The organism is Pseudomonas sp. MWU12-2345, assembly GCF_023242385.1.
GTDB classification, from domain to species: Bacteria; Pseudomonadota; Gammaproteobacteria; order Pseudomonadales; family Pseudomonadaceae; genus Aquipseudomonas; species Aquipseudomonas gingeri_D.
In genome coordinates, this window is sequence record NZ_JALLJA010000001.1 from 1,452,004 (window position 1) to 1,464,729 (window position 12,726).

9 protein-coding genes are annotated in these 12,726 nt (G+C 60.6%); 5 read left to right on the plus strand and 4 right to left on the minus strand.

Annotation, left to right across the window (positions count from 1 at the left end; translation table 11 throughout):
• Positions 1-16 precede the first annotated feature (16 nt).
• Together M5C71_RS06095 and M5C71_RS06100 are read right to left on the minus strand one after the other, a co-directional pair.
• On the minus strand, positions 17-1,252 hold the full coding sequence (locus M5C71_RS06095; RefSeq protein ID WP_178130043.1) for an RtcB family protein: 1,236 nt from the start codon (positions 1,250-1,252) through the stop codon (positions 17-19).
• A 180-nt stretch (positions 1,253-1,432) separates the two neighbouring features.
• Complete coding sequence (locus M5C71_RS06100; RefSeq protein ID WP_103495195.1) at positions 1,433-2,980, minus strand: TROVE domain-containing protein; 1,548 nt, start codon at positions 2,978-2,980, stop codon at positions 1,433-1,435.
• Positions 2,981-3,188: 208 nt separating this feature from the next.
• Here M5C71_RS06100 and rtcR point away from each other — a divergent pair, with 208 nt between their 5' ends.
• From rtcR to M5C71_RS06125, 5 genes are all read left to right on the plus strand, one after another.
• Positions 3,189-4,790 (plus strand): RNA repair transcriptional activator RtcR, encoded by a 1,602-nt coding sequence (gene rtcR, locus M5C71_RS06105; RefSeq protein ID WP_178130046.1) that lies wholly within the window; start codon positions 3,189-3,191, stop codon positions 4,788-4,790.
• A gap of 123 nt (positions 4,791-4,913) precedes the next feature.
• Complete coding sequence (locus M5C71_RS06110; RefSeq protein ID WP_248767491.1) at positions 4,914-5,669, plus strand: YkgJ family cysteine cluster protein; 756 nt, start codon at positions 4,914-4,916, stop codon at positions 5,667-5,669.
• A 183-nt stretch (positions 5,670-5,852) separates the two neighbouring features.
• On the plus strand, positions 5,853-6,293 hold the full coding sequence (locus M5C71_RS06115) for a CBS domain-containing protein (RefSeq protein WP_103495197.1): 441 nt from the start codon (positions 5,853-5,855) through the stop codon (positions 6,291-6,293).
• 320 nt (positions 6,294-6,613) lie between these two features.
• Entirely contained in the window at positions 6,614-8,305 is a 1,692-nt protein-coding gene (gene arnT, locus M5C71_RS06120) for a lipid IV(A) 4-amino-4-deoxy-L-arabinosyltransferase (protein ID WP_248767456.1), read from the plus strand.
• Positions 8,302-9,843: a glycosyltransferase family 39 protein gene (locus M5C71_RS06125; protein ID WP_248767457.1), complete on the plus strand. Its 1,542-nt coding sequence runs from the start codon at positions 8,302-8,304 to the stop codon at positions 9,841-9,843. Before arnT ends, M5C71_RS06125 begins: the two co-directional genes overlap by 4 nt.
• 44 nt (positions 9,844-9,887) lie before the next feature.
• Here M5C71_RS06125 and ggt read toward each other — a convergent pair whose 3' ends face one another.
• Positions 9,888-11,615 (minus strand): gamma-glutamyltransferase, encoded by a 1,728-nt coding sequence (ggt, locus tag M5C71_RS06130; protein WP_248767458.1) that lies wholly within the window; start codon positions 11,613-11,615, stop codon positions 9,888-9,890.
• Between the two features lie 171 nt (positions 11,616-11,786).
• Positions 11,787-12,674 (minus strand): LysR family transcriptional regulator, encoded by an 888-nt coding sequence (locus M5C71_RS06135; protein WP_152742261.1) that lies wholly within the window; start codon positions 12,672-12,674, stop codon positions 11,787-11,789.
• Positions 12,675-12,726: the final 52 nt, after the last annotated feature.

A 12,726-nucleotide genomic window follows, 5' to 3' on the forward strand; every position in this document is an offset into this window, starting at 1 on the left:
TTCCTTTTAATCCGCTCTATCCCTTTACACACACCACCTGCCGCAAGGTGTGCAGCACTTCCACCAACTCGCGCTGGGCGTGCATGACCTGGTCAATGTCCTTGTAGGCCATCGGAATCTCATCGATCACCGCCGCGTCCTTGCGGCACTCCACGTGGGCCGTTGCCCGGATCTGGTCCTCGACGGTGAACAGTTGCTTGGCCCGGGTGCGGCTCATCGTCCGTCCGGCGCCATGGCTGCAGGAGCAAAACGACTCTTCGTTGCCCAGCCCGCGCACAATGAAGCTCTTGGCCCCCATGGAACCTGGAATGATCCCCAGTTCGCCCTTCTTCGCCGACACCGCCCCCTTGCGGGTCACCAGAACCTCTTCACCGAAGTGCCGCTCCTTCTGCACATAGTTGTGATGGCAGTTCACCGCCTCCAGCGCTACATCAAAGGGCTTGCTGATCACCTGGCGTGTCGCCGCGATCACTGCCTGCATCATCAGTGCACGGTTCTGCCGGGCGAAATCCTGGGCCCAGCCGACGGCTTCGACATAATCGTCGAAATGCTGGCTGCCCTCTTCAAAGTACGCCAGGTCCCGATCCGGCAGGTTGGCGATATGCTCGCGCATATCGGCCCGAGCCATCTCGATGAACAAGTTGCCGATGGCGTTGCCGACGCCACGCGAACCGCTGTGCAACATGAACCAGACGCGGTTCGCCTCATCCAGACAGACTTCGATGAAGTGATTGCCTGAACCCAGCGTCCCCAGGTGGCTGCGGCTATTGCTCTTCGCAAGCTTGGGATACTTGTCGGTGATCGCCTTGAACCGCGACTCCAGCGCCGACCACGCCAGATCAGCCGCGCTCGGAACATGATCCCAGGCGCCCTTATCTCGACCGCCGCGAGTACCGCTACGCCCATGGGGCACTGCCCGCTCGATGGCCGTACGCAAACCGTGCAGGTTGTCCGGCAGATCACTGGCGGTCAGCGAGGTGCAGGCGGCAATCATGCCGCAGCCAATATCAACGCCGACCGCCGCCGGGATGATCGCACCCATCGTGGGGATCACACTGCCAATGGTCGAGCCCTTGCCCAGGTGCACGTCCGGCATCACCGCCATATGTTTGAAGATGAACGGCATCTTTGCCGTATTCATCAGTTGCTCACGGGCCTCTGGCTCGACCGGGACGCCCTGGGTCCAGAGTTTGATCGGCTTGCCGTTGGCGACTTCGAGCAAGGTGTAGGTCTGGTCTTGCATATTCTTCATTTCCTGATGGCCAAAACACTGGCCTTGTCCTGGGTTAACGGCGACAACAAAGGGGTGAAACAGGCACCGCGCTCTGACCACTGAGCTATTACCTTGCGGCAAGCGGGAATCGAACCCACCACCACGGCGTACTGTAGTTCCACCGGCATTCGCCGGAGTAAAACCATCAATCAAAGCTTGTCATATCGACATGGCGTCAATCACCTTCACCCAGTGCCGCGCCCCGTAGGAGCCCTCGGTGAACTGGCTGATGACATCGAACACCGCGTCACTGAAACCGCCGACATTCAAGATGTCTGGCCGGTCCGGTGCCTGGGTGGTCACACCGGGCTGCATGTCGATACAGATCAACTGCGCATTCGGATTTACCTGGCGGATACGCTCCCATTGCCGCATCGTTTCCGTAGCGCCATAACGTCGTTCATCCATCCAGGACTCGTTATCCGACACCAGAATCAAGGTGTCCACCCAGGCCCTTTCATCAGCCAACTGCGCCAGCGGTGCCGAGCAACAGGTGCCCCCGCCACCGATGGCGGCGAGCTTCTGGGCATTGCTCATCACACTGTCCCGTGGATTGAGCCGCACCTTCACCACCTCGTTCTCGAACGGCATCACCCTCGCCTCCGGTGTCTTGCGCAATATGGCCGCCGCGATCAGTGCCGCCACATCGATGCAACGCACAGCCGTGGTCGCCCCCTGGCGATAGCCGGTGACCGGGTTGTGCATCGAACCCGAGACATCCGGGCAGATCACCACCGAGCCCCGCAACACCGGGACATTGCCCAGGGACAGCTCCAACGCATCCTGCAATGCCTCACGGATCACCTGCGGCACTTCGGCGCCGGTCATCTGGTAGGCCGCGAGCAACTGGTATGGATAAACCCTCGCCTTGGCCACGGCCTCCGGGTCCGCCAGTCGCGCCGCAACAGCTGTGGCACAACCCTGGACCTCAAAGGCACCGTGGCGAGCCAATGTGTTCAGGTTCATCCGCAAAGCCTGCCAGCCCATGCTCATGGCCAGCGCAGCCCACTGGTGCTTGTCCAGCGTCTCGTTGCCAAGCAACTGGAACGGCACCTGAGGCAGTTGCCGGGTCGCACCGCCGCGAAACTCCAGCAGCGAGCGAGTCAACGGTGGCAAGGTGTCGATTGCCACGGGCTTGCCGAGGACCCAGGCAAAGAATGCTCCGCGCCAGGCTTCACTTGGCTTGGGATGAACCATCTTGAGCACATCCGCCAGCGAGGGCTGATTACCCACTGATGCTTGCAGTAACTGCTGCTCGCTGGCCGTGTTCAGCCACTCCTGTACCAATCGCTTGGGCTGCGAGCCCAGCGACTTGCGCCCGGTGACACCGCTGCGCAGGATCTGTACGAAATTGCGCAACATTTTGCCGCTGTCCACCACCTGTGCGAACACCACCGGCAGCATTGTCGAGTGTTGAGCTGCCAGGGCCGCCAGGAGCAACGCCGGCATGTCTTTCATGTGCCCTTTCTGGCGGGCATAAATCGCTGCCTTGGCGACAAAGACGCTATCAAGTTCGGTCACCCGCTTCAGGACTTCGTCCAGTTGGCTTTCCGCGCTGGCATAGAAGGTTGAGTTCAGGCAACCGGTGACGGCCAACTGTGCCAGGGCATGGCGAGCGGTGTAGGCATACGCCGGGGCCTGGGAAGCATTCAGTGTGTCGCACGCTGCCGGCATGGCACGAGCATGAAACAGTTGGGTATTGGCCATCTTGGCATCTCGCTCTGCTGTCTTGTTTGTTGCCAGAGGTACTGCAGACGCTGTGCCAGTTTTTTATTTCCGCCAAAAATAATTATAAACATATGATTTATAAGTAATTTTTTATACCTCTATCAAAAACAGTTTTTTGAACCAGACAAAAAAGCCTTTTTTATTTATTATTTTATATCGCCATTTATCCTGAAAGATAAACATGCCCATCAAGCGTACGGTCACCATCGGTTTTATCGGCTCCACTCTCGATCGCGTCGGCAAGGGCGCCAACCGCTGGGGTCACTGGCGACCGAGTGTGGGCTTGTGCCAGCAGCCTGACTTGCTGGTGCACCGCTTCGAACTGATCCACGGCACCGACGCCCGGGATGTAAGCCTGGCTGAACGGGTCAGCCACGACATTCGCCAGGTATCGCCGGAAACCGAAGTGCGCCTGCACCCCATGACCTTGCGCAATCCCTGGGATTTCGAAGAGGTGTACGCAACGCTGCATGACTTCACCACCGACTACCATTTCGATACCGAGCATGAGGAGTACCTCGTGCATATCACTACCGGTACCCACGTGGCGCAGATCTGCTGGTTCCTGCTCACCGAAGCGCGCTATCTGCCGGCGCGGCTGATCCAGACCTCCCCCGCCCGACGCCTGGATGAAGAAGCACGGGTCACCGGCACTCACGCACTGATCGACCTGGACCTGTCGCGTTATGACCGGATCGCCACACGCTTTACCCACAAGCGTCTTGAGGGACTGGCATTTCTGAAGTCCGGGATTGCCACCCGCAATGCCGACTTCAATCGCACTATCGAGCAGATCGAGCGCGTAGCCGTACGCTCACGTGCGCCGATGCTACTGATCGGGCCGACCGGCGCGGGCAAGTCCTTTCTCGCCCGGCGCATCTATGAACTCAAGCGCAGCCGGCACCAGGTTCAGGGGCGGTTTGTCGAGGTCAACTGCGCCACCCTGCGCGGCGACGGCGCCATGTCGGCGTTGTTCGGCCATATCAAGGGCGCATTCACCGGCGCGCAAAACAGTCGCGAAGGCCTATTACGGGCGGCCGACACCGGCCTGTTGTTCCTGGACGAGATCGGCGAGCTGGGCCTGGACGAGCAGGCGATGCTGCTCAAGGCCGTCGAGGAAAAGCGCTTCTTCCCCCTCGGTTCCGACAAGGAAGTCGAAAGCGACTTCCTGATCATCGCCGGCACCCACCGGGATCTGCGCAGTCGTGTAGCCGAAGGCCTGTTTCGCGAAGACTTGTACGCCCGAATCAACCTGTGGACCTTCGACCTGCCAGGCCTCGCGGGCAGGCGCGAAGACATCGAGCCGAATCTGGACTTCGAACTGGAGCGCCACGCTCGGGAACAGGGCCATCTGGCGCGCTTCAACGCTGAAGCACGGCGTCGCTATCTGACATTCGCCAGTTCCAGCGAAGCGAGCTGGCTCGGCAACTTCCGAGAGTTATCGGCGTCGATCACCAGAATGGCCACCCTGGCAGACAGCGGTCGCATTGATGAAATCCAGGTCGAGGAGGAAATAGAACGCCTGCGCCGGGCCTGGGGTCTGGCTGAACCGCAAGACGCCCTGGATCAGCTATTTGGCGAAAACACCCCGGAAGTCGATCTGTTTGATCGCTTGCAGCTCAATGCCGTGATTGACGTGTGTCGCAGAGCCAGCAGCCTGTCGGATGCCGGCCGTCAACTATTCAACGCCTCCCGCCAGAACAAGGCCAATCCTAACGACGCCGACCGACTGCGCAAATACCTGGCTCGATTTGGCCTGGACTGGAAGCAACTGAATCCCAACCACTGAGTTTATTTCGCCAACCCTGTAACAAAAAAGCTACTCGCCCCCTCCACAGATCAAACTCCGTGCAACCACGGGGGCCGGCGCTTGCGCGTCGGTTCAAAAAGAGCTGGGTGAGGTGGCGAGTTGATCAACACACGATTTTCCTGCGTGGGCTGCGGCAAATGCTGCAATGACCATTACGTCCCGTTGACGCTCGAGGAGTCCCGCCAATGGGCGGCGGACGGCGGCACGGTGATCGTGCTGGTAGAAGCGTTCCTGGAAAACGGCCACGGGGTGGCCGAAGCACAATTCGAACACGCCCGGCGCCGTTCGATCCTGGTTCCCAGCGGAACAACCCAGGCCTGGCTGGCCGTCACGTTCGCCGCCTACAACAACGGGCCGTGCCGCAATCTCGATGCCGACAACCGCTGCGGTATCTACGAGCGGCGCCCGCTGGTCTGCCGCATCTATCCGGCGGAGATCAATCCGCATATCCCGTTGCGCACAGACCGCAAGGACTGTCCGCCCGAATCCTGGGAGCAAGGCCCGGACCTGATCGTCGGTGGGCAACTGGTCGACCAGGAACTGGCCGAACTGATCGAGCGCTCGCGCCAGGCCGACCGTGAGGATATCGGCGCCAAGGCAGCCATCTGTGCCCGCCTCGGCATCAGCACGACCGCCCTCAAGGGCAACGGCTTCGCTACCTACCTGCCCGACATGCAGGCGTTCATGAGCGCCATCGACGAGGTTCGCGGAGATCGGACGCTCGGTTCCACTGAACAGCACTGGGCTTTTCATCTGGCCGATGAAAACAGCACCCGGGCACTGCTCGCCCATGGCGCGGCAGTCACTCAATCGGGTACAGGACACTACCGCTTTATTCCCTTGCGATCGGCCGATTAAGGCGCTTGACTCAGTGAACGGCGGTCATCTGCGGCAAAAAATCGGGCAATGACGTTTTTTCAGCCTCTACAGGCCGCTTTCCGCATCGTCTTCGCGGTATCCGTCTACGATTCTGTAAGAGCGCCACGATGGAGTGTGGCCCTCCCAAACAAGAACACTAAGAACAGCAAGAGAGAGCCGTCCATGAAAACCGTCGCAGAGCTGTTGAAACTCAAGGGTAGCCAGCATCAGGGCGTGCATACCATCGCCCACGACCATACTGTGTTCGAAGCCTTGATACTGATGGCCTCGAAAAATGTCGGCGCCCTTCCGGTACTCGAAAACGGCCAGGTCGTGGGCATCATCAGTGAACGCGACTACGCCCGCAAAGTGATCCTGCACGGGCTCAGTTCGGTCACCACCAAGGTCCACGAGATCATGAATGCCCCAGTGATCAGCGTGGATTCACGCCAGAACGTGGAAACCTGCATGAGCATCATGACCGACAAGCATCTGCGCCATCTTCCGGTGGTCGAGGACGGGCAACTGATCGGCCTGCTATCCATCGGTGACCTGGTGAAAGAGGCCATTGCCGAACAGGCCGACCTGATCCGCCAACTGGAACAATATATTCGCGGCGAGTAAGGCCAGCCCCGGCCCCTGGAATGGCTCACGGCAGGAGCGACGCCGCTCGCTCCTGCCAGCTCAATGATCGCCCAATAAAGTATGTCAAAATGTTTATGAAACCCCGCTAATACGGGGCTTCCAGCGATATTTCCGATTTTTTCACAACGCTTTCACTTCACTCCCACCTGCGCCTCTCTACATTCCCCCCCTGCCCACACGCGGCCTTGTCTATCCTTTACAGTTTTAAACATCGAAACCCTGGATCGGGCCATCAAGTCCATGCATTGTGCCTGCCCCGCTCAAACCCTAGCTGCGGCGCTTACCGCTAAGGTCGACCCATGAACCCTCACGTGTTTCCACTTTCCGCCGCGACGCTCAGGCGCTGGTCCGTGCCGGTGCTGCTGCTGGCCTTCGCGGTGTTCTACCTGTTGCCCATGATGGGCCACGGCCTGTGGATCCCCGACGAACCACGCTACGCCCAGATCAGCCAGGAGATGTTGTTAAGCGGCAACTGGACCTCCCCGCATTTCATGGGCCTGCGCTACTTCGAAAAACCCATTGCCGGCTACTGGATGATCGCCATCGGCCAGGCCATATTTGGCCAGAATTTTTTCGGCGTTCGCGTGGCATCAGCCGTGGCCACCGGCCTCAGCGTACTCTTGACGTATCTGATCGCCCGGCGCCTGTGGAACGACCCGCGCAAGAGCTTCGCTTCGGCCCTGCTGTTCATGAGCTTCGGCCTGATCGCCGGGCAAGCCAGCTACGCCAACCTCGACCCGCAATTCACCCTGTGGTCGAACCTGAGCCTGTTCGCGTTCTGGTTCGCGGTCGACAGCAAGGAACAACGCCAGCGCCTGTACGCCTGGGCCGGCCTGGGCCTGGCCTGCGGCATGGGTTTCCTGACCAAGGGTTTCCTCGCCCTGCTGCTGCCGGTACTGATCGCCCTGCCCTATATGATCTGGCAACGCCGCCTCGGTGAGCTGTTGCGTTATGGCCCGCTGGCCGTGATCGTGGCGGTGATCATCGCGCTGCCCTGGGTGCTGGCGGTCAATGCCCAGGAGCCCGACTACTGGAATTTCTTCTTCTGGCACGAACATATCCAGCGTTTCGCCGGCGACAACGCCCAGCACGCCCGGCCCTGGTGGTTCTACCTGCCGCTGCTGGTGGCATCTTGCCTGCCGTGGTCGGTGCTGCTGATACCGACGTTCAAACAGGCCTGGGAGCAAAAGCGCCTGCCCGGTACCGGCTTCCTGTGGCTGTGGTTCCTCTTGCCCCTGGCCTTTTTCAGCCTGAGCCGAGGCAAACTGCCGACCTACATCATGCCGTGCCTGTTGCCGCTGGCGCTGATGATGGGCAATGCGCTGATCGATCGGGTGACCCGCGCCGAAGGCCGGATGCTGCGGCTCAATGGCTGGCTCAACCTGGCCCTCGGCGTGGTGGCCATGGTCGCCCTGATCTACCTGCAAACCAGCCGTTCGATCTACGCCAACAGCCATGCGGAAGTCTTCAATCTCTCGCTGGTGTTCATCATGTTGATGGGCTGGATCATCGCCAACGCCCTGCAAGCGCTACGTCCGCTCACCCTTTGGGCCATGCCGGCGCTGGGGATCGGCTTGCTGGTGGCGCTGCTGCCGGCGGGCATGCCGGCCAGCATCGTCAACAGCCAGATGCCGGACCAATTTATTGCAGAACATGTCAATGAATTGCGCCAGACCAACCGTCTGCTGAGCAATGAGCTGGGCGCCGCCTCCTCCCTGGCCTGGCGCCTGCAACGCCCGCGGGTGGATTTGTTCAACACAGCGGGTGAATTGAAGTACGGTCTCGACTATCCTGATGCCGCCGAGCGGCAGGTCAACTCCGCCAACGTCGAACAATGGATGACTGAAGCCCGTAAACAGGGTTCGGTCGGTGTAGTGCTACGCGTCAAGAGCGTAGACGAAATGCGCGAAGTCGAGCAGCTCCCACTGGACGGCAAGCGTTATCAAAAGGGTAATACCATCATCATGATCTTCCCGCAGACCCAACCATGAATCAGAGTTTCTGGAAAACTGACAAAGGCGCACTGACGCTTCTGCTTATCGTATCGGCCGTCCTGCTGCTGGTGGGCCTGGGCCAACGCGAGTTGTGGGGCGCGGAAACGCGCTGGGCCAACATCGCCCTGCAGATGCTGCAGTCGGGCAACTACTTCGACCCCTACCTCAAGGGCTCGCCTTATTACGACAAACCGCTGCCGTCCTACTGGCTGATCACCGCCAGCGCCGGCCTGATGGGCGGCCTGGGCAATTGGTCGCTGCGCCTGTCGTCGGTGATTGCTGCCTGGCTGACGGTCTGGCTGGTCTACCTGATCGGCGAGCGCCTGTGGCGCAAGGGCACCGGCCTGATCGCCGGCTGGATGCTGGCGACCACCTTCTATTTCGTGTTCTGGGCACGGGTGGCAACCGCCGATATCCTCACGGTGTTCGGTGTGGTCGCGGCCATCTGGTGGTACTGGCGCGGGCCGGACGATACCCGGCTGGGCCGCTACACGGTGTTTTTCCTGATCCTGGCCCTGACTTCCCTGCTCAAGGGGCTGATCGGTTTCATCCTGCCGGGCCTGATCCTGCTACCCCACGTGCTGGCTGACGGGCGCTGGAAACGCCACCTCAACCCACGGCTGTTCGTCGCCCTGGCGATTGCCGGCGCGCTGTACGCCATTCCTTTCGTGCTGTCGCATTTCTATGGCTCGCCGACCTATGGCGAAAGCGGCCTGGCGCTGGTGTTCAAGGAAAACGTGGTCCGTTTCTTCAATCCCTTCGACCATATGGGGCCGATCTACACCTACCTGATCTACCTGCCGGCCTACACCCTGCCCTGGGCACCGTTCTGGATCCTCGGCCTGTGGGTCGCCATCCGCCAATGGAAGAAGATCGAGCCCAACACCCGCTGGCTGGTCTGGGGACTGGGACTGCTGTTCCTGTTCTTCACCCTCAGCGGCAGTCGTCGTAGCTACTACGTGCTGCCCCTGGTGCCATTCGCCCAGTTGCTGGCGGCCTGGTGGGTGACCCGACGCCTGGAAGAGAAGCGTGCGGCCGGCAAGGTCGCGGGCCCCGGCTGGTCGAAAGGCTTCGCGGCGGCGGCGCTGCTCCTGCTGCTGGTGATCGGCGTGCTCTACCCGTGGACCAACAGCGGCGGCGGCGTGACCAAGTTCGCCGACGACGTACGCGCCAAGGCCAGCCAGCAAATGCCTTGGGACGAATGGAAAATCGTCATGATCGAGGTGGACAACAAGCTGCCGATGTACATGAACAACCAGGGCGCACCGTTCTACTACATCAAGGATTCCCAGGACTACCCGCGTACCGGTGACAGCGCTGCGTTCATGGCCTGGCTGGAGAAAACCAGCGGTCAGCGCTGGGATCCGTCACGTACCCTGATCGTCACCAGCTACAGCAAGCACGACGAGGTGCCGTTGAGCTACCTCTCAGTTGACCATGATGTGGTCAACACCGAGCTCACCAATGGTGCGCGGCTGGCCAAGAAGAAAGAGAGTGGCAGCGTGGCTTATATCCCCAAGGCCAAAGGCCTCTAGCCAATAGACAAGGGCACCGAAAGGTGCCCTTGTTCATTTCAGCCTCAATAACCCAACGACAGCCCCGTATTACGACGCGGATCATTCGCGCCGTAGAAGCGGTTGTTGCCTACCGGCTTGCCATCGAGGGACGGAGCGCCGACCAGGATCGCCGCCAGGTGATTCGACGGCTGAGGACCGGCAAACTTGTGACCCCAGCCTTCAAGAATCTTCTGAGTGTCCGGGCTCAAGGCAAAGGCCTCGATGTTGGTCTCCTCCGGCAGCCATTGCTGGTGGAAACGCGGCGCGTCCACCGCTTCCTGGATGTTCATCTTGTAGTCGATGACATTGAGGATGGTCAGCAGGGTTGCAGTGATAATCCGACTGCCGCCAGGCGTCCCCACCACCATGACCGTCTTGCCGTCCTTGGTGACAATGGTCGGACTCATCGATGACAACGGTGTCTTGCCCGGGGCAATGGCATTGGCCTCACCCTGCACCAGGCCGTACATGTTCGGCACACCGACCTTGGAGGTGAAGTCGTCCATCTCGTCATTGAGGATGACCCCGGTCTTGCTTGCCATGACGCCAGCACCGAACCAGTCGTTGAGGGTGTAGGTCACCGATACCGCGTTGCCCCATTTATCGACGATCGAGTAATGGGTGGTGTTGTTGCCCTCATGAGGTGCCACGCCAGGGTTGATGTCCTTGGAGATCCCGGCCTTCTGCGGTTCGATGGCCGCCCGAAGTTTCTCGGCGTAGCCCTTGTCCAACAGGTGCGCTACAGGGTTCTTGATGAAATCGGGATCACCCAGGTAGCTGTTGCGGTCGACGTAGGCGTGCCGCATGGCCTCGATCTGATAGTGCACGCCCTGGGCCGAGTGATAACCCAGGTCCGCCATCGGATAGCCTTCGAGGATGTTCATGATCTCGCAGATCACCACACCACCCGAGCTCGGCGGTGGCGCCGAAACGACGTGGTAGCCACGGTAGTCGCACTCGATGGGGGCCAGCTCGCGGGTCTTGTATTTGTCGAGGTCGGCCTGGGTGATGATGCCCTTGCCGGCCTTGCTCGAATCGACGATGGCCTTGCCGACCCAGCCCTTGTAGAAGCCGTCGGTGCCCTTGGCGGAGATTTCCCTGAGGGTCTTGGCCAGGTCTTTCTGCACCAGCTTCTGGCCGACCTGCATCGGTTCGCCCTTGTTCAGGAAGATCGAGCCCGAATCGTGAATGTCTCTCTTGAACTCGTCAGTGGCGGTGTGCAACAGGTCGATATCGCCCTGCTCCAGCACAAAGCCCTCGTCGGCCAGCTTGATGGCCGGAGCCATGACCTGAGCGCGTTTTTTCGTACCGTACTTTTCCAGCGCCAGTTCCATGCCCGAGACGGTACCCGGTACGCCGACCGCCAGATGGCCTTTCGAACTCAGGTTGGGGACGACGTTGCCGTCCTTGTCCAGGTACATGTTGGCCGTGGCGGCCAGAGGCGCTTTTTCGCGGAAATCGAGAAAGGTCTTGCGACCGTCGGCCAGTTGCACGGTCATGAAGCCGCCACCGCCGAGGTTGCCGGCGGCCGGGTAGACCACCGCCAGCGCATAAGCGACGGCGACCGCCGCATCGACCGCGTTGCCGCCGGACTTGAGCACGTCGACCCCGACATGGGTAGCCAGGTGCTGCGCCGTGACGACCATGCCATTTTCGCCCGCGACCGGGGCCTGGGAAGCAGCATGAACAGGGGAAATAGCCAGAATCAGTGCCGTCGCCAGGAGCGAACGCGCAAGGGGTTCAAACTTCATAAGCCGACTCTCTTGTTTTTATTTGCGGGGAACAACGCAGACTCCTGCCTGCGCAGGCCTTTACCAAGGTAGGCGCTCCAGCGGTATTTACCTAGTACCAATGCGCAACTTTTTACGGGTACCACGCTGAGCCAGGGGGACATGGCAAACACTTGATGCCAGCGAGAACCGTCACTCCTGGCGGGCCCATCGGCGGACAAAACCGATGAACGCGTCCAGCTTGGGCACCGGCGTCCTGGAGCGCGGATAGACCATATGCACCGGCTTGGGCGCCGGGATGCAGGCGTCCAGCAAACGGACCAGGCGCCCCTCGGCAATCGCCGGAGCCAGCAGGAAATCCGGCTGCATCAGGATACCGTTACCGGCCAGCGCGGCTTGCAACAACACCTGCCCGTCATTGCTTTTCAACACGGCTTTTTCCGGCCATGGCACCTCTTCCGTGCCATCGCTCAAAGGCCAGGCAAAGCGGTTGTTCCAGGAGGTGTGGGCGAGGATGCGATGGCGATGGAGGTCGGCGGGTTCAAGCGGGGTGCCGTGCTGTTGCAGATACTCGGGCGCTGCGCAGATCAGCATTTGATAGGGGTTCAACGCAACCGACATCAGGTTGATATCGACCCCCTCCGAAACCCGAAACGCCAGGTCGAAAGCACGTTCCTGCAGGTCGATGATCTCGTTGCCGAGGATCAGCTCGACCTGAATATCCTCGAAGGCGCGCATAAACGCCGCCACCAGCGGCGCTACGAAGGAGACTCCGAGCGTCATCGGCGCCGTTATCCGCAGCAGGCCGCCGGGTTTGTCGGCGGAAGACTCAAGACGGGCAAAGGCGGCATCGACCTGCTCGAGTGCCAATCGGGCCTCGTCATAGAACAGCCGGCCTTCGGCGGTCACCGTCTGGCGCCGGGTGGTGCGCTGGATCAGACGCACCTTGAGCACCTGCTCCAACTGCTGGATATGCCGCCCCACCATCACCGCCGACATTCCCAGCAACGGGGCCGCCTCGGTAAAACTCCCCGCCTCCACCACGGCAACGAACACTTCCATTTGCCTGAGCTTGCTCATCACTGCCACCTTCGGCCGGGCAAAATACGCTCGCCATCATGCCCGGCCACAA